We start from the raw sequence: 18,042 nt of genomic DNA on the forward strand, positions 1-18,042 counted from the left end.
TGCTCGCTTCGGTTGCGTAACGGACACAGGTCAGGACCGCAGCAGGCGCAGGTCGACGATGCGGTAGCTGGCCTGTTCGCGCCCCTCGCCCGTCATGATGAACGCGCCGGCACCGAGACGGTACAACTGCCCGCCACCGGCCGGGATCATCACGTGCACGCGCGCGGCCACGCACGCGACGCGGCGCTCGCCCGCGCGCACGACCAGCACCTGGCCTTCTTCCGCCGGCACGTGGTTCGGCCGGCGCAGGTCGACGACGGGAATGGCCCGATCTCCCCAGCGCATCGTCGCGCCGGGCGTGTCGACCAGCGGCAGCACCCGCTCCAGCGCGTCGAGCGGCGTGGCGGCGAGGCCGTCCGCGTCGAACACGACGTAGGCGGTGTCGTTCCGCTTGCCGGCGCTCGGCTGCGCCGGGGCCGCGGCGTGCGCGGACCGCGACAGCCCCGCCTCGGGACGGCGCGCGAACAGCGCCGCCACGTCGACCAGCCGGACCTCGGCGCCATCGTCGTCGTAGACCGTCGCGGCCGGAGCGAAATCCGCCAGGCGCAGGGTCGCGCGCACGGGTACGCCGAGCGCGAGGCCGTCGTGTTCGAGCACGGCGAGCAGGCCCGCGCCGACGTCTCCGAGAACGGGATCGACCGCGGCCGGCGGCACGATCGCCAGGTGCCGGCCGCGCCACGTGCACCACGCGCCGTCGCCGATCGCGGCGCGTGACGGCATCGCGATCACTTCGGCGAGCGCTCCGGCCGGCACGCCCAGGCGCAGCGTGCCCGCATCGAGCACGGCATACGTGCGCCTGTCATGCGCGGCCGGCAGCGGCGGCGCGTCCGTCATCGTTACCGCGCCGCCGTGCCACGCGCAGGCCAGCGCGGCGAGCCTGCCGACGTCCAGGACGCTGAGGACGCGTCCCGTTTCCGGCGAGCGCGCGACGCTGTGGAACACCTCGTCCGCATCGTCGTCGTGATGCAGGCGCGTGATGCCGTCCGGCGCTACGTCCACCAGGCCGCCGACGGCCGATACGCGCAGGCCCAGCATGCGGTCGCCGTCGCGCAGGACCAGGATGCGTGTGTGCGGTCCGTCCCGCCGTTCGCCGGTGCCGACCCAGCGCGCGAGGTCGACGACGGGCACCAGCACGCCGCCGTGGTCCACGACGCCGGCCAGCGCGCCCGTGCGGCGGGGCGGTACTGCCAATGCATCCGGCTGCGGCAGCGCCTGCACGACGGCGTCCGCCGCGATGCCGACATCCACGGCGTCGATGCGCACTTCTGCGAGGCGCATGTCAGTGCTCCGTCGCGACGCGTTCCAGCTCGGCCAGCAGCGCGGACGCGTCGCGCGTCGCGTTGGCCTGCGCGCTCGTCGAGGCATGGATGCGGGCGATCGATTCGCTCGTCGCCGCGACCGAGCGCACGATGCGGCCGAACGCGTCTTCCACGTCGCCGGCGAGGCGCGTGCCTTCGCCCACGCGGGTGGCCGTCCCGTTGATCAGCTTCGCGATCTCGCGCGCCGCCAGCGCGGATTTCTCGGCCAGCTTGCGCACCTCGTTGGCGACGACGGAAAAGCCGGTGCCGTGCTCGCCCGCGCGCGCCGCCTCGATCGCCGCGTTGAACGCGAGGAGGTGCGTCTGGCTGGCGATGTCGCTGATCGTGTCGATGATCTCGTGCACGTCGTCGGAGGATTTCTGGATCGCGAGGATCGCATCCTTCGAGCGCGCCAGCAGGGTGCTGCCTTCGGCGGCCTGGTCGCGCGTCTGCACCGCCAGGCCGGCCGACTGCTGCGAACCCTGGGCGATGGAGGCGATCGATTGCGACAGCTCGGCCAGCACCGCGGACATCGCCTTGATCTTGGCGCCGAGCTGCTCTTCGCGGTGCACCTGTTCCGTCACGTCCATCGCGAACTTGATGACTTTATAGGGCTTGCCGTCGGCGTCGAGGATCGGGTTGTACGTGGCCTGGATCCAGATGTCGGCGCCGTGCTTGCCGCGGCGGCGGAAGCGGCCGGACTGGAACTGGCCGCGCGCCAGGTCGGACCAGAAGTTGCGGTATCCGGCGCTCTGGATGAGCGCCTCGTCGCAGAACATGCTGTGATGGCGGCCGACCACTTCGTCCGCGAGATAGCCCATCGTGCGCAGGAAGTTGTCGTTCGCGGCCAGCACGTTGCCGTGCAGGTCGAACTCGATCACGGCCTGCGAGCGGCCGATGGCGTCCAGCTTGCCGCGGCTCTCGGCGGCGAGCGCCTTGCGCGCCGTGATGTCGGTGGCGAACTTGACGATCTTGACCGGCTTGCCGTCGGCGTCGAAGACCGGGTTGTACGCGGCGAGGATCCACACGGTCCGGCCGTCCTTCGTCACGCGGCGGTACTCGCCGCTGTCGGCCTGGCCGCGCCCGAGCCGTTCCCAGAACGCGAGGTACCCGGCCGAGCGCGCGTGCTCCGGCAGGCAGAACATGCGGTGGTGGCGCCCGCGCACCTCGTCGAGCGTATAACCCGTCACGGCGAGGAAGTTGTCGTTCGCGTGCAGCACATTGCCCTGCAAATCGAATTCGATGACGGCCTGGGTGCGGTCGATCGCGGCCATCTTGCCCTCGAAGTCGATGTTGCGCAGCTTGGCCGCCGTGATGTCGGTGGCGAACTTGACGACCTTCGCGGGTTTGCCGTCCGCATCGAGGACCGGATTGTACGTGGCGTGGATCCACACCGGGCTGCCGTCGCGGGTCACGCGCTTGAACTCGCCCGCGTGGTATTCGCCCGCGGCCAAGTGCTTCCAGAAGTCGCGGTAAGCCTGCGAGCGCACGTACTCCGGTTCGCAGAACATCGCATGCGGCTGCCCGACGACTTCGTGCAGCTCGTAGCCGAGCGCGTCGAGGAAGTTCTGGTTGGCGTGCAGGATGCGGCCGTCGAGACCGAATTCGATCACGGCCTGGGCGCGGTTGATGGCATCCAGCGCGGCGTGGGCAAGGTCATCCCGGGAGGTGACCGGGGCAGGGGCGATCATATGCATGGCTTCTCGTGGTGGCGTCATGATGTTCATAATATTTCCATGTGGAAATCCATTTGGTGATTTAATCATTTTTCACATGAGAATGCGAGAGAATTTTGACGAATTCGATTATTTGTTGCGCCGTACTTACCGCACAAGGCGAGGTTTCCATTGACGGGTTGCCATATGGTCATTAGCATCGGGATGCATTCCATACCCACAACAAGGAGACACCATGCCACGCCCGACCCTGCCATCCCTGCTCGTGTTAGCGCTAACTACCATCGCCTCCGCCGCGCACGCCGCCAGCGGTCCCGTCGTGACGACGGACACCGGCAAGGTCCAGGGCGCCGTCGACAAGGGCGTGGCCAGCTGGAAGGGCATCCCGTTTGCGGCGCCGCCGGTCGGCGACCTGCGCTGGCGCGCGCCGCAGCCGGCGGCTGCGTGGTCCGGCGTGCGCGCGGCGACGGAATACGGCCATGACTGCATGCAGCTCCCATTCCCCAGCGACGCCGCGCCGCTCGGCACGCCGCCGGCCGAGGATTGCCTGTACGTGAACGTGTGGCGTCCCGCGAAGGCGAAAGCGTCCGCGAAGCTGCCGGTGATCGTGTGGATCTATGGCGGGGGCTTCGTCAACGGCGGGTCGTCGCCGCCGACGTATTCCGGTGCCGCGCTGGCGAAGCAGGGCGTCGTGCTGGTCAGCTTCAACTATCGCCTCGGCCGTTTCGGCTTCTTCGCCCATCCCCAGTTGACGCAGCATGCAAAGGACGAACCGCTCGGGAATTACGGGTACATGGACCAGCTGGCCGCGTTGCAGTGGGTCAAGCGCAACGTGGCGGCGTTCGGCGGCGATGCATCCAACGTGACGATCATCGGCGAATCGGCCGGCGGCATGTCCGTCAACGCGTTGCTGACATCACCGCAGACGCAGGGCCTGTTCGCGAAGGCGGTCGTGCTGTCCGGCGGCGACGGCAAGTCGGCCGATCCGGGGCTGGCTGCCGTCGAGCAGATCGGCGTGAATTTCGCGACGGCCAAGGGCATCGCGGCGGACGATCCGCAGGCGCTGGATAAACTGCGCGCGCTGCCGGCCGAGCAAATCGTCGACGGCATGAACCTGGCCAACCGTGCGCCGCAGAATCCGGCCACGTATGCGGGGCCGTTCGCGGACGGCAAGGTGGCCGTCGAGTCGGGCGCCGCGTTCGCGTCCGGCCGCTTTGCGAAAGTCCCCGTGATGATCGGCGCGACGAGTGCCGACATCGGCGGCAAGACTGGCTTCATGGTCGCGGGCGCGCGCAGCCTCGCGGGCCGCCTCGCCGCGCAGGGTGTGCCCGTGTACGCATACCGCTTCTCGTACGTGGCCGACAGCATCGGCAAGACGGGCGCGCAGCACGCGAGCGACATCCCGTATTTCTTCGACACGGTCGACGTCAAGTACGGCGACGCCGTCACGAAGAAGGACGTGGCGATGGGCCGCGCGATGAGCGCCTACCTCGTGAACTTCGCGAAGAAGGGCGACCCGAACGGCCGCAAGCTGCCCGCGTGGCCGCGCTATGCGGGCGACAAGGACGTGATCATGGATTTTGGCGCGGACGGCAAGCCGGTCGCGCTGCGCGATCCGTGGGGATCCGAGATCGACGCGACGACCGTGGCGGCAGGCGGTCAATAAACGTCGCGGCGGTAGCGGCCTTCGTTTGTCAGCCCGTCGAGCGCTTGCGCGCCGAGGATGCCTTGCAGCGCCTCGTGCACGCCGCCGGCCATGCCTTGCAGGCTGCCGCAGACATAGATCGCGGCGCCGCGCTCGACCCACTCGCGCAGCCGGTCGGCGCGGTCGCGCAGCACGTCCTGCACGTAGCGGCGCTCGGCCTGGTCGCGCGAGAACGCGAGGTCCAGGTACGCCAGGTCGCCGTCCTCGCGCCATGCCTGCAGTTCGGCGCGCAGCAGGAAATCGTGGATCTGGTTGCGCTCGCCGAACAGCAGCCAGTTATCGGTCCGGCCCGCGGCGATGCGCGCCTTGAGCAGGCCGCGCAGGCCGGCCAGGCCGCTGCCGTTGCCGATGGCGATCAGGGGCCGTCCCATGTTCGCGCCGAGACGGAAGCGCTCGTGCGCGCGCAGGCGCAGGCGCACGACGTCTGCCTGCCCACATAACCAGCCGGACGCCGCACCGGCACTTCCATCGTCGCGCCGCTGCAGGCGCACGAGCAGTTCGAGCCGGCCCTCCATCGGCAGCGATGCGATCGAGTATTCGCGCGGGTGCTCGGGATCCGCCGGCGGGCTGACCTGGGCGAGGTCGCCCGCTTCCCACGCCGGCAGCGCGCCGCCGACGGGTTCGAGCGCGACGCGGTACAACGGTGCGCCCGCGCTGCCGGGATTTTCCAGCGTGCGCGCGACGATGCGCCAGTTGCCGTACGCGGGCGCGTCCCAGTCCGGGGCGTCGTCCGTGCCGGCCAGGCGGCCCACGTGGTGCTGCCATTCCGCCAGCGCTTTGGCATCGCCGCGGTCGACGTCGATGCGGTCGAACAGGCGCGTCGCGCCCTGTTGCGCGAGCCAGGCGTCCAGCGCGCGGCCGAAGCCGCAGTAATTCGCGTAATTCCTGTCGCCCAGCGCGAGCACGGCGTAGTGCAGGTGGGACAGGTCGAGACCGGCCGCCATCAACCGGCCCGCGAACGGCGCGGCCGTGTCGGGCGCGTCGCCTTCGCCGTACGTGCTGGCGATGAACAGCACGCGCGTGGCGGAGGCGAGGCGGTCGCGGTCGAGCGCGGAGATGCAGACGGCGCGCGCGGCCAGGCCGCCCGTCGCCAGCAGTTCCGCGCTGCGTCTCGCGAGCATTTCCGCGCTGCCGGTCTGGCTGGCGTGGACGACGAGCCAGTCCGCGCCCTTGACGTCCATGGCGGCACTGTTGCGGTGGGTGCGCCACATGCGGTACGACAGCCCGAGCCAGCCCAGGGACAGGGCCAGCGCGCCGGCGAGGCGCAGCGGTTCCGCCGTCATTGCAGCAGCGCCTTCCAGGCCGGGGTCACGATTTCGTCCAGCGTGCCAGCGCGCCGCACGAGGACCCGAGCCGCCAGCGCGCGCGCCTCGGCGAACGCGACGCCGTCGTCCGGACCGAGTACGGCGAGGACGGTCGACAGCGCGTCGGCTTCCATGCACGTGGGCGCCAGCACGGTCACGGAAGCGACGTCGTTGGCGACGGGCCGGCCCGTGCGCGGGTCCAGCGTGTGCGACACGCGGCGCGCGCCGTGTTCGAAATACTGGCGGTAGTCGCCGGACGTCGCGATGGACAAGCCGTGCAGCGCGACGACGGCCTGCGGCGTGGCGCTATCGGGAACGCCTTCGATCTCCACCCACCACGGATGCCCGTCCGGCTTCACGCCCGCGCCGCGCAATTCGCCGCCCACCTCGACGAGGTAGTGGTGGAGCCCCCGCCGCTCGAGGCATTGCGCGAGGCGGTCGACGGCATGACCCTTCGCGATGGAGGACAGGTCGAGCCGGAGACCGCCCGGCTGCAGCAGCCGGCGCCCGTCGCGGTCGAACGACAGGCGCGCCGCGGCGCGTTGATCCAGCGTTTGCCCGATGGCGGCGTCGACCGGCGCATAGAACCCCGTGTGATCGTAGCGCCGCGCGGCGCCGAAGCCCCACAGGTCGACGAGGGCGCCCGCAGCCGGATCGTATGCGCCGCCGCTGGCCATGTGCGCCCACAGCGCGTAGTCGATCACGTCGAAGAATTGCGCGGGCAGGTCGACCCACGTGCCGGCCGGCGCGCGGTTGTAGCGCGACAGCAGCGAGTCGGGCTCCCAATGGCTCATCTGGGCGACGATCGCATCCAGTTCGGCCTGCAGCGCCGGGCGCGGATCGTCGATGCGGCCGGCGGCGACGCTGACCGTCCACGTCGTCCCCATGCTCGCGCCTTCGAACGTGTGGATCCGGCTGCCCGGCGGCGGCACGGCCGGGGCGAGGTCGAGCGGAATGAGGACGGCGCGTTCGGTCAAGGTCACTCCGGCAGGATCTCGAAGGTGGCCGAGTAGCTGTAGCGCTTCGCCGGGCCGTCCAGGCCGCGCGGCGCGTTGGCCGGATACGCGGCGCTCAGCCAGTACATGTTCGGCGCGGGCAGGGTAAAACTGGCGTCGCCGTTCGCGTCCGTCGTCAGGCGCACTTCGTTCAGCGTGCCGCGGTATTTCACGCCGCCCGGGATCAGGCTGAACGGGAAATTCGCGAGCGGCTTGCCGTCCAGCTGGAAGCGGAACTTCGCTGTTTCGCCGGCGCGCAGTTCGGTCGGATTCGTCAGCGCGACCAGTTCCAGGCCCGAACCCGTCGGCTTCAGCGCGGCCGCCGTCGGCTTGTTCAGCGTGACGAACGTGTCCTGGCGCTGCACCATCGTCATGCTGCGCACGTCCGTGGCGCCGGCCGGGATTTCATCCTTGACGGTCTGCTCGGTGGCGCGGAAGCGCTTCGTCTCGCCGTTCAGTTTATAGGCGCCCATCACGTTCACGGCGGCCAGGGTGACGCGGTAGGTGCCGTCCTTCGGCAACCGGATGTCGACGGTGGAGCGGTGCTTGCCGAGCGTCGCGGCCGGCGCCGGGGCCGTGTTGCCGTCCGGGTCGGTGACCGTGAGGCCGTCCAGCTTCTGCGGCATGAAGTCCGTCTCGAACAGGCCTTCCGAGATGGCGGCGTCGATGGTCGCCCACGCTTCGCCGCGGTCGGATTCGATGAGGCTCGTGTTCGGGATCATCCACGGACGGTGCGCCTGCGCGACGCAGGCGATGCCGGCCAGGGCGAGGGCGATGGCGATCTGCTTGATGTGCATGCTGGACTCCTTACTTGATGCTGAGCGACACGGCGCCCAGTTCTTCCTTGCCGGCGAAGGCGGCGGCCACGTTCGATTTCGGCTCCCAGTGGAACGGCACGCGCACGAGTTCGCGGCCGCCCGCTTCGCGCGCCGCTTCGACGACGAGCTTGTAGTCGCCGGCAGGCAGCTTGTCCAGGCCGGCGCGGGCGGCCGGGATGGTCAATGTCTGCACGCCCGCCGTGCGCGTCGCGCCGCTCACGCCGTCCATCGGCAGCGTGACGTCGCGGCCGGCCTTGCGCCACCACGTGCGCAGGTCCTTGACCCACTTGGTGCCCGCGTTGTCGCGCTTCTTGACGTCGTACAGCACCGCCAGCGTGTTGGCGACGCTCTGGTCCGCGCGCTCGATCCAGATCGCGACGTAGGGCTTGTGGTACTCCGCCACGTTCAGCTGCGGCAGTTCGAACTTGACGGTGAGGTCGGCGGCCATCGCCCAGCTCGAGGCGAGCGGCAGGGTCAGGGCGAGCGAGTGGGACAGTTTCATGTCGGCTTTCGATGGATGGATTAATGAACGAACAGCAGGGCCAGCACGATCGGCAGCACGATGCCGAGGCCGATCACGGGCCATGTCGACGGCCGGTTGGCCGCGTGGTATTTCAGGATCAGGAAACCGGTGACGCAGAACACGACGCAGGCGATGGCGAAGATGTCGATGAACCAGCCCCACACGGGACCGGCGTTGCGGCCCTTGTGCATGTCGTTCAGCCACGAGATCCAGCCGCGGTCGGTCGATTCGTATTCGGCATTGCCGTCCGCGCCGATGCGCAGCCACGCGTCGCCGCCGGGGCGGGGCAGGGCGACGTAGGCGTCTTCCTCGCTCCATTCGGCGCGCACGCCGCGCACCTGCACGGGGAACGTCTGCTCGGCCCAGTCCGCCAGGGGGGCGGGCAGGGGGACGTTGGCGTCGGCATGGCCGGCGGCGAATTCCTCGATCTGCGTGCGCAGCGCCGGGGGCAGGGTGGCCTTCTGGCGCGTGACGGCCGGCTTCGCTTCGATCTGGGACGCGTGGTTCAGGGTAAAACCCGTGATGGCGAACAGCAGCATGGCCATCAGGCACAGGGCGGAACTGATCCAGTGCCATTGATGCAACTGGCGCAGGAATGTGGCACGCCGCGCGGCGGGCAGCGCGGTGGAGGTGGGGGATGTGGAGCCGGTCGGGAGCATGCGCAAATGATAACGATTATCATTTAGATGGTCAACCGCTGGTTCATGATTTAGTTGACAAGGTGAAAAAAAGTAATATCGGAATGAATAAAATGTCGTTGCAGGGTCAGCGGCGGCCGAATCCTTGCGTTACAATGTCGTGCGCCAATGGGCAGGTCGGTTGCATTGATTTGCCTTTAGAGTCCTTCCCCCACAACTTGATATGAAGTAAGTGCGATCCGCTAACCGGTCAGGCCGTGTCGCGGAAGGTTAGATTAACCCGCCCTAAAATCGCGAAACGCGAAGAAAGGTGAGCAAGAATGATGCAACAATATAACGCCAACTCGTACCTGTTCGGCGGTAATGCGCCGTACGTGGAAGAGTTGTACGAAGCGTACCTGAACAATCCGGGCTCCGTGCCGGACAACTGGCGCGCCTATTTCGACGCGATGCAGCACATGCCCGCCGTCGACGGTACCGCCAAGCCGGACGTGGATCACTCGTCCGTGATCGCTTCGTTCGCCGAACGCGCCAAGCAGGGCCCGATCCGCACCGTGACCGCATCGCCGGACGCTGAACTCGGCCGCAAGCGCGTCGCCGTGACCCAGTTGATCGCCGCTTACCGCTACCTCGGCTCGCGCTGGGCCAACCTGGACCCGCTGCAGCGCCAGGAACGTCCGCCGATCCCGGAACTGGATCCGGCCTTCTACGGCTTCACCGAAGCCGACCTGGACACCAAGTTCAACATCAGCAACACCTATTTCGGCCAGGAAGACGCATCGCTGCGCGACCTGCTGAACATGTTGCGCGACACCTACTGCCGTTCCATCGGCGCAGAATTCATGTACGTCAGCGATCCGACCGAGAAGCGCTGGCTGCAGGAGAAGCTCGAGTCGATCCGTTCGACCCCGACCTTCACCGCTGAAAAGAAAAAACACATCCTCGAGCGCCTGACCGCGGCCGAAGGCCTGGAGCGCTACCTCCACACCAAGTACGTCGGCGCCAAGCGCTTCTCGCTGGAAGGCGGCGAATCGTTCATCGCCTCGATGGACGAAGTGATCCGCCGCGCCGGCGAGCACGGCGTGCAGGAAATCGTCATCGGCATGGCCCACCGCGGCCGCCTGAACGTGCTGGTCAACACGCTGGGCAAGGCCCCGTCCGACCTGTTCGAGGAATTCGAAGGCAAGCACGCCGACGACCTGCCGGCCGGCGACGTCAAATACCACCAGGGCTTCTCGAGCGACATCTCGACCCCGGGCGGCCCGGTCCACCTGTCGCTGGCGTTCAACCCGTCGCACCTGGAAATCGTCAACCCGGTCGTGGAAGGTTCCGTCAAGGCACGCATGGAGCGCCGCGGCGACCGCCTCGGCAAGGAAGTCCTGCCGATCCTCGTGCACGGCGACGCCGCGTTCGCGGGCCAGGGCGTCGTGATGGAAACGCTGAACCTGGCGCAGACCCGCGGCTACGGCACGGGCGGCACGGTCCACATCGTCATCAACAACCAGATCGGCTTCACCACGTCCGACCCGCGCGACGCGCGCTCGACACTGTACTGCACCGACGTCGTCAAGATGATCGAGGCGCCGGTGCTGCACGTGAACGCGGACGATCCGGAAGCCGTCGTGCTGGCCTCGCAGCTGGCGATGGACTACCGCACCGAGTTCCATAAAGACATCGTCGTCGACGTGATCTGCTACCGCAAGCTGGGCCACAACGAGCAGGACACGCCGGCTCTCACCCAGCCGCTGATGTACAAGAAGATCGCCAAGCACCCGGGCACCCGCAAGCTGTACGCGGACAAGCTGGCCGCGCAGGGCACCATCGCCGCCGACGGCGGCGACCAGCTCGTGGCCGCGTACCGCAACGCGATGGACGCCGGCAAGCACACCGTCGACCCGGTCCTGACCGACTTCAAGAACAAGTACGCCGTCGACTGGGCGCCGTTCCTGAACAAGAAGTGGACGGACGCCGCCGACACCGCCGTGCCGCTGACCGAGCTGAAACGCCTGGCCCAGCGCATCACGACCGTGCCGGAAAACTTCAAGCTGCACTCGCTCGTCGAGAAAGTGCTGGCCGACCGCTCCAAGATGGGCCAGGGCGAGCTGAACCTCGACTGGGGCATGGGCGAACACCTGGCCTACGCGTCGCTGCTGGCCTCGGGTTACGCCGTCCGCCTGTCGGGTCAGGACGCCGGCCGCGGCACCTTCGTGCACCGTCACGCCGTGCTGCACGACCAGAACCGCGAGCGCTGGGACCAGGGCATCTACCTGCCGCTGGCGAACGTGTCGGACAACCAGGCCAACTTCACCGTCATCGACTCCGTGCTGTCGGAAGAAGCGGTGCTGGGCTTCGAATACGGCTATTCGACCGCCGAGCCGAACACGCTGACGATCTGGGAAGGCCAGTTCGGCGACTTCGTGAACGGTGCGCAGGTCGTAATCGACCAGTTCATCGCGTCGGGCGAAGTGAAGTGGGGCCGCGCGTCGGGTCTCGTCATGATGCTGCCGCACGGCTACGAAGGCCAGGGTCCGGAGCACTCGTCGGCCCGTATCGAGCGCTTCCTGCAACTGTCCGCCGACCACAACATGCAAGTCGTGCAGCCGACCACGGCCGCGCAGATCTTCCACCTGCTGCGCCGCCAGATGGTGCGCCAGTTCCGCAAGCCGCTCGTCATCTTCACGCCGAAGTCGCTGCTGCGTAACAAGGACGCCGGCTCGCCGCTGACCGACCTGGCCAAGGGCGGCTTCCAGACCGTCATCGGCGAACTGGACGACAAGATCGACGCCAACAAGGTCAAGCGCGTGATCGTCTGCTCGGGCAAGGTGTACTACGACCTGGTCAATGCACGCAAGACCCGCGGCACGACGGACACGGCCATCCTCCGCGTCGAGCAGCTGTACCCGTTCCCGCACAAGGCGTTCCAGGCTGAACTGAAGAAGTTCCCGAACGCTACCGAAGTGGTGTGGACGCAGGACGAGCCGCAGAACCAGGGCCCGTGGTTCCAGATCCAGCACAACGTGTTCGAAAGCATGGAAGCAGGCCAGCGCCTGGCATACGCCGGCCGTCCGGCTTCCGCGTCGCCGGCTGTCGGCTACACCGACAAGCACGTGGCGCAGCAGAAGGAACTGCTGGACACCGCGTTCTCGAAGTTGAAGGGTTTTGTCCTGACCAAATAAGCAGCGATCATTGACCCCGCGCCCGTGGCGCGGGGTTTTTTGCACAGAATACAAAAACGGAGTTTTCTAAATGGCACAAATCGAAGTCAAGGTCCCCCAATTGTCGGAATCGGTCGCCGAAGCGACCCTGCTGTCGTGGCACAAGAAAGTCGGCGAAGCCGTTTCGCGCGACGAGAACCTGATCGACATCGAGACCGACAAGGTGGTCCTGGAACTGCCGGCACCGGCTGCCGGCGTGATCGTGCAAATCATCAAGAACGACGGCGGTACCGTCGTCTCGGGTGAAGTCATCGCCATCATCGACACCGAAGCCTCGGCCGGCGTGAGCCCGCTGCAGGTGACCACTGCGCCGGCTGCCGCTGCCGAAGCCGCTGCCGCACCGGCTGCCGCCGCTGCCGCCACCGGCTCGAAAGGCGACGTCGCCATGCCGGCCGCCGCCAAGATCCTGGCCGATAACAACCTGACCGCCGCCGACGCCACCGGCACCGGCCGTGACGGCCGCGTGACCAAGGGCGATGCCCTGGCCGCCGTCGCCAACAAGCCTGCCGTCGCCGCACCGGCACCGCTGCAGCAGCAAGCACCGAAGGCAGCCCTGCCGCAAGTCGCAACCCCGGTCGCGAACCTGGGCGACCGTCCGGAAGAGCGCGTGCCGATGAGCCGCCTGCGCGCCCGTATCGCCGAGCGCCTGCTGCAGTCGCAGTCGACCAACGCCATCCTGACGACGTTCAACGAAGTCAACATGGCACCGGTCATGGAAATGCGCGCCAAGTACAAGGACAAGTTCGAGAAAGAGCACGGCGTCAAGCTGGGCTTCATGTCCTTCTTCGTCAAGGCCGCCGTCGCCGCGCTGAAGAAGTACCCGATCCTGAACGCGTCGGTCGACGGTAACGACATCATCTACCACGGCTACTTCGACATCGGTATCGCCGTCGGTTCGCCGCGCGGCCTGGTCGTCCCGATCCTGCGCAACGCCGACCAGATGTCGATCGCCGAGATCGAGAAGAAGATCGGCGAATTCGGCCAGAAAGCCAAGGACGGCAAGCTGACGCTGGAAGACCTGACCGGCGGTACGTTCTCGATCTCGAACGGCGGCACCTTCGGTTCGATGCTGTCGACCCCGATCATCAACCCGCCGCAGTCGGCGATCCTGGGCGTGCACGCGACCAAGGACCGCGCCGTCGTCGAGAATGGCCAGATCGTCATCCGCCCGATGAACTACCTGGCGATGTCGTACGACCACCGCATCATCGACGGCCGCGAAGCCGTCCTGGGCCTGGTCGCGATGAAGGACGCGCTGGAAGATCCGGCCCGCCTGCTGCTCGACCTGTAATTCACGAACGGGGGCGCGCCCGCCTGGTGCGCCCGTGCGTGTGTCTGATGGAAGGGAATGATCATGATCTCCGATGAAATCAAGCGTTTGCACGAACTGCACCAGGCCGGCGCATTGACCGACGCCGAATTCGAACAGGCGAAGGCGAAGGTATTGTCCGGCGCCTCGTCGACCGTGAACCTGAACAAGAGCGCGAATGCCGACGGTTCGTTCGCGTCCGAGCTGAACACCTTGCGCCGCTCGCGCACCGACCGCTGGCTGGGCGGTGTCTGCGGCGGCCTGGCGCAAGTGTCGGGCGTGGATGCGTGGGTATGGCGGCTCGTGTTCGCGCTGTTCACCATCACGTTCGGGTTCGGGATCGTGATTTACCTGTTGTTGTGGATTTTCGTCCCAGAAGAATAACGTGACATGGGCGGTGCGCCGTCCATGCCGCGACATCAAGGAATCGATTAATGAGCACTGAAAAACAATTCGACGTCGTCGTGATCGGCGGCGGTCCTGGCGGCTACGTGGCCGCGATCCGCGCAGCGCAGCTGGGCTTCAAGACCGCCTGCATCGACGAATGGCAGAACGCCAAGGGCGGCCCGGCACTGGGCGGCACCTGCACCAACGTCGGCTGCATCCCGTCGAAGGCACTGCTGCAATCGTCGGAACACTTCGAGCACGCCGGCCACGCGTTCGCCGAGCACGGCATCGACGTCGCCGGTCTCTCGCTGAACCTGGGCCAGATGCTCAAGCGCAAAGAGGGCGTCGTCAAGGCCAATAACGACGGCATCGTCTACCTGTTCAAGAAGAACAAGGTCACCTTCTTCCACGGCCGCGGCACGTTCGCCGGCAAGGCAGGCGAAGGCTACACCATCAACGTGTCGGGCCCGACCACCGATTCGATCACCGCGAAGAACGTGATCATCGCGACCGGCTCGAACGCCCGCGAACTGCCGGGCGCAGCGTTCGACGAGAAAGTCATCCTGTCGAACACCGGCGCGCTGACCGTCGACGCCGTCCCGGCCAGGCTGGGCGTCATCGGCGCCGGCGTGATCGGCCTGGAGATGGGTTCCGTGTGGCGCCGCCTGGGTGCCAAGGTCACCGTGCTGGAAGGCCTGCCGACGTTCCTGGGCGCGGTCGACGAGCAGATCGCCAAGGAAGCGCACAAGCTGTTCACCAAGCAGGGCCTGGACATCCAGCTGGGCGTGAAGATCAACAGCGTGACCAAGGGCGACAACAGCGTCACCGTGGACTACGCCGATGCAGCGGGCGCCGCGAAGAGCGAAACGTTCGACCGCCTGATCATCTCGATCGGCCGCGTGCCGAACACCAACGGCCTCGGCATCGAGACCGTCGGCGTGCAGCTGGACGAGCGCGGCTTCGTGGCCGTCGACGACGAATGTCGCACCAACGTCCCGGGCATCTGGGCCGTGGGCGACGTCGTGCGCGGCCCGATGCTGGCGCACAAGGCGGAAGAAGAGGGTGTTGCCGTTGCCGAGCGCATCGCCGGCCAGCACGGTCACGTCAACTTCAACACGATCCCGTGGGTCATCTACACCTCGCCGGAAATCGCGTGGGTCGGCAAGACCGAGCAGCAGCTCAAGAAGGAAGGCGTCGCGTACAAGGCCGGCACGTTCCCGTTCATGGCCAACGGCCGTGCACGCGCGCTGGGCGACACGTCGGGCATGGTGAAATTCCTGGCCGACGCGACGACCGACGAAATCCTGGGCGTCCACATCGTGGGCCCGGTCGCGTCGGAGCTGATCTCGGAAGCCGTCGTCGCGATGGAATTCCGCGCGTCGTCGGAAGACATCGCCCGCATCTGCCACGCCCACCCGTCGCTGTCCGAAGCGACCAAGGAAGCCGCGCTCGCCGTCGACAAGCGTTCGCTGAACTTCTAATACTTGTATGACCGGGCTCCGGCCCGATTGGGGGTGGACGGCATCGCTGTCCACCCCCATCTTTATGCGGCTCTTTTCATGAACGTCCAAGAGTACTACCAGCACGCGCTGACCGAGCGCGGATTCAAGTCCGATCCCGCGCAGCAGCGCGCCGTCGACCGCCTGCAGGAGGCGTACGACGACTGGGTCGCGTACAAGTCGCAGCGCTCGTCCGCGTTCAAGCGCCTGATCAACCGTCCCGACGTCCCGCAGGGCGTCTACATGTGGGGCGGCGTCGGCCGCGGCAAGTCCTTCCTCATGGACAGCTTCTACTCGGTGGTGCCGGTCGTGCGCAAGACGCGCCTGCACTTCCACGAATTCATGCGCGCCGTGCACCGCCAGCTCGACGAGCTGAAAGGCGTGGAAGACCCGCTGATCGAGGTCGCCAGGCGCATCTCGAAGAAATACCGCCTGATCTGCTTCGACGAATTCCACGTGAACGACGTGGCCGACGCGATGATCATGTACAACCTGCTGTCCGCGCTGTTCGCCAACGGCGTGTCGTTCGTGATGACGTCGAACTACGATCCGGACAAGCTGTACCCGGACGGCCTGCACCGCGACCGCATGCTGCCCACGATCGCGCTGATCAAGGACAAGCTGGACGTCATGAACGTCGACGCCGGCATCGATTACCGCCACCGCGCGCTGGAACAGGTGCAGGCCTATTACACGCCGCTGGGCGCGGCCTCCGACCACGCCTTACGCGAGACGTATGCGAAAGTCGCCGACACGGCCGACGAGGATCCGCGCGTGCACATCGAACAGCGCGAGCTGCGTGCGCTGCGGCGTGCCGGCGGCGTGATCTGGTTCGATTTCGCCACCTTGTGCGGCGGCCCGCGTTCGCAGAACGACTACCTGGAACTCTCCAGCCAGTTCCACACCGTGATCCTGTCGGGCGTGCCGCGCATGTCGGCCGCGATGTCGTCGGAGGCGCGCCGCTTCACGTGGCTGATCGACGTGTTCTACGATCACAAGGTCAAGCTGATCATGTCGGCCGAGGTCGAGCCGGAGCTGCTGTACACCGAGGGTGCGATGTCGAACGAGTTCCATCGCACGGTGTCGCGTATCATTGAGATGCAGTCGCGTGAATACATGCTCGCCGAGCGGCGCGGCGTGGCCGACTCGCTGGCCTGAACGATCAAAGGAACCGAATGAAAGCAGACTTCGTCACAGACACCCGTATCCGCATGCGCACGCTCGCCGTGGCGCTGTCCGCCGCGCTGCTGGCCGCGTGCGCCAGCCAGGACGTGGTGCCGCGCGAGGTGCCGCCGCCGCCCGTGACGTCCGTCGCGCAGGCCGACCAGCAACTGGCCGCCGTCGCGCGCGAGCGGGCCGCGATCGAGGCCCGCTTCGCGGAACGGGAACGCGTCTGCTACGACAAGTTTTTCGTGAATAATTGCCTCGACGAGGCGAAGGAACGCCGCCGCAGCGCACTCGCCGCCCAGCGCGCGATCGAGGTGCAGGCCGAACACTTCAAGCGCCAGGCGGTCGTCGAGGAGCGCGACCGCAACCTGGCCGAAGCGGAACGCCGCTTCAAGGAGCAGGAGGCGCGCATGGCGGCCGAACCGCCGAAGCCCGCAGCGGAGCCGACGCCGGCGCCGGCGCCGGCGCCGCGCAAGGCGGTCGCGCCCGAGCGCATGGCCGAGCGCGACGCCCGCCTGCGCGCGCAGAAGCAGCAGGAAGCGGCGAACGCCGGCAAGCGCGCGCAGAACGTGCGCGACTACGAGGAACGCAAAGCGCAGTCGGAAGAACGGCAGCGCAAGGTTGCGCAGCGCAAGGCGGAGAAGGCGGCGAAGGCCGCGCAAGAGGCCGAGGACGGCAAGAAGTAGGGTGGACGGCCCTCCGCCCACGCGTGACGTTCGCGTTACGTTGCCTTACGGCCGATCGAGCACAGGCTTGACCAGCTTCACGATGGCCATGCTGCAGTTCCCGCCCTTGCCCTGCGAGCGCTCGCCGGCCTTGTTGATCAGCATCTCCGACGCCTGACGGGGGCTCGACTTCGCGGTCACGGCACCCAGTTCGGCATCCGTGAAGAAATGCCACAGGCCGTCCGAGCACAGCAGGAAAACATCGTTCGCCGCGAGATCGAGGCGCTGGCCGAACGTGATGAACGGCTCCTTGCGGCTATTGCCCATCACATTCAGCAACAGCTTGGACTTGCGGTGGTTCTTCGCGGCGTCCGGCGGCAGGCGGTCGCTCGACACGAGGTGCTCGACATAGGCCGCGTCGCTCGTGCGCGCCAGGCACTTGCCGTCGTGAAAGTAATACAGGCGCGAATCGCCCACGTGGGCCCAGACGGCCTCGCCATGCGGCGTGAGGACCAGGCCGACGAAGCTGGCGTGCGCATGGGCCTGTGTCGCGACGACATTCATGTTGATGACCAGATGGGTTTCCTGCACGATGTCGCGCAACAATTGCTGCAGGCGCTCGACAGACGGGCGGTCGCCCGGCTTGAATTCGTCGAACACCTGTTTGGCGGTGTGCAGGACCTGTTCCGCGCCGGCCGCGCCGGCAATGCCGTCGGACAGCACGGCCAGGACGTAACCGGGCGCGCGGGCGCCCGTCATGAGCGCGACCCGGTCGTTCTGCTGGGGGCGGTTACCGATATGCTGCGCGGTTCCCGCTTCTAACTTGTATGAGGTCATAAACGT

The 18,042-nt window shown here is 67.2% G+C and carries 15 protein-coding genes; 7 read left to right on the forward strand and 8 right to left on the reverse strand.

Annotation, left to right across the window (positions count from 1 at the left end; translation table 11 throughout):
* Positions 1-30 precede the first annotated feature (30 nt).
* Positions 31-1,278 carry a chemotaxis protein CheW gene (locus tag ACEN9G_RS21120; RefSeq protein ID WP_483126919.1) on the reverse strand — a complete coding sequence of 416 codons (1,248 nt, stop codon included), beginning with the start codon at positions 1,276-1,278 and terminating at the stop codon, positions 31-33.
* Between the two features lies 1 nt (position 1,279).
* Positions 1,280-2,995 (reverse strand): methyl-accepting chemotaxis protein, encoded by a 1,716-nt coding sequence (locus tag ACEN9G_RS21125; protein ID WP_483126920.1) that lies wholly within the window; start codon positions 2,993-2,995, stop codon positions 1,280-1,282.
* 214 nt (positions 2,996-3,209) lie between these two features.
* Between ACEN9G_RS21125 and ACEN9G_RS21130 the strand changes: the two genes are divergently transcribed.
* A complete protein-coding gene (locus ACEN9G_RS21130) occupies positions 3,210-4,640 on the forward strand; it encodes a carboxylesterase/lipase family protein (RefSeq protein ID WP_483126921.1) in 1,431 nt (476 codons plus the stop codon).
* Here the strand turns inward: ACEN9G_RS21130 and ACEN9G_RS21135 are convergent.
* From ACEN9G_RS21135 to ACEN9G_RS21155, 5 genes are read right to left on the reverse strand one after another with little or no spacing between them, the layout of a single operon-like run.
* Complete coding sequence (locus ACEN9G_RS21135) at positions 4,634-5,962, reverse strand: sulfite reductase subunit alpha (RefSeq protein ID WP_483126922.1); 1,329 nt, start codon at positions 5,960-5,962, stop codon at positions 4,634-4,636. The genes ACEN9G_RS21130 and ACEN9G_RS21135 overlap by 7 nt on opposite strands.
* On the reverse strand, positions 5,959-6,960 hold the full coding sequence (locus tag ACEN9G_RS21140; RefSeq protein ID WP_413342572.1) for an FAD:protein FMN transferase: 1,002 nt from the start codon (positions 6,958-6,960) through the stop codon (positions 5,959-5,961). The genes ACEN9G_RS21135 and ACEN9G_RS21140 overlap by 4 nt, the downstream gene beginning before the upstream one ends.
* Positions 6,961-6,962: 2 nt before the next feature.
* Positions 6,963-7,775, reverse strand: a complete 813-nt coding sequence (locus ACEN9G_RS21145) for a DUF4198 domain-containing protein (RefSeq protein WP_413342570.1) — start codon at positions 7,773-7,775, stop codon at positions 6,963-6,965.
* Positions 7,776-7,785: 10 nt separating this feature from the next.
* The gene (locus ACEN9G_RS21150) at positions 7,786-8,298 is read right to left on the reverse strand and encodes a DUF2271 domain-containing protein (RefSeq protein WP_413342568.1); all 513 of its coding nucleotides are present in this window, start codon (positions 8,296-8,298) and stop codon (positions 7,786-7,788) included.
* Between the two features lie 20 nt (positions 8,299-8,318).
* The gene (locus tag ACEN9G_RS21155) at positions 8,319-8,978 is read right to left on the reverse strand and encodes a PepSY-associated TM helix domain-containing protein (RefSeq protein ID WP_413342566.1); all 660 of its coding nucleotides are present in this window, start codon (positions 8,976-8,978) and stop codon (positions 8,319-8,321) included.
* Between the two features lie 299 nt (positions 8,979-9,277).
* Between ACEN9G_RS21155 and ACEN9G_RS21160 the strand changes: the two genes are divergently transcribed.
* The 6 genes from ACEN9G_RS21160 (at position 9,278) to ACEN9G_RS21185 (ending at position 17,220) form a co-directional block, all read left to right on the forward strand.
* Positions 9,278-12,133 carry a 2-oxoglutarate dehydrogenase E1 component gene (locus tag ACEN9G_RS21160; protein ID WP_413342564.1) on the forward strand — a complete coding sequence of 952 codons (2,856 nt, stop codon included), beginning with the start codon at positions 9,278-9,280 and terminating at the stop codon, positions 12,131-12,133.
* 70 nt (positions 12,134-12,203) lie between these two features.
* Positions 12,204-13,463: a 2-oxoglutarate dehydrogenase complex dihydrolipoyllysine-residue succinyltransferase gene (odhB, locus tag ACEN9G_RS21165; RefSeq protein ID WP_413384057.1), complete on the forward strand. Its 1,260-nt coding sequence runs from the start codon at positions 12,204-12,206 to the stop codon at positions 13,461-13,463.
* Positions 13,464-13,523: 60 nt separating this feature from the next.
* Positions 13,524-13,865: a PspC domain-containing protein gene (locus ACEN9G_RS21170; protein ID WP_413344285.1), complete on the forward strand. Its 342-nt coding sequence runs from the start codon at positions 13,524-13,526 to the stop codon at positions 13,863-13,865.
* A gap of 50 nt (positions 13,866-13,915) precedes the next feature.
* Positions 13,916-15,349 carry a dihydrolipoyl dehydrogenase gene (gene lpdA / locus ACEN9G_RS21175; protein ID WP_413344283.1) on the forward strand — a complete coding sequence of 478 codons (1,434 nt, stop codon included), beginning with the start codon at positions 13,916-13,918 and terminating at the stop codon, positions 15,347-15,349.
* Positions 15,350-15,427: 78 nt separating this feature from the next.
* Positions 15,428-16,525 (forward strand): cell division protein ZapE, encoded by a 1,098-nt coding sequence (gene zapE, locus ACEN9G_RS21180; protein WP_413344281.1) that lies wholly within the window; start codon positions 15,428-15,430, stop codon positions 16,523-16,525.
* A 17-nt stretch (positions 16,526-16,542) separates the two neighbouring features.
* Entirely contained in the window at positions 16,543-17,220 is a 678-nt protein-coding gene (locus tag ACEN9G_RS21185) for a hypothetical protein (RefSeq protein ID WP_483126923.1), read from the forward strand.
* A gap of 45 nt (positions 17,221-17,265) precedes the next feature.
* On the opposite strand, the gene ACEN9G_RS21190 is transcribed toward ACEN9G_RS21185, so the two are convergent.
* Positions 17,266-18,036, reverse strand: coding sequence for a PP2C family protein-serine/threonine phosphatase (locus ACEN9G_RS21190; protein ID WP_413343600.1), 771 nt, complete (start codon positions 18,034-18,036; stop codon positions 17,266-17,268).
* Between the last annotated feature and the right edge of the window lie 6 nt (positions 18,037-18,042).

The sequence above is a fragment of the Massilia sp. Masssp94 genome, assembly GCF_059491305.1.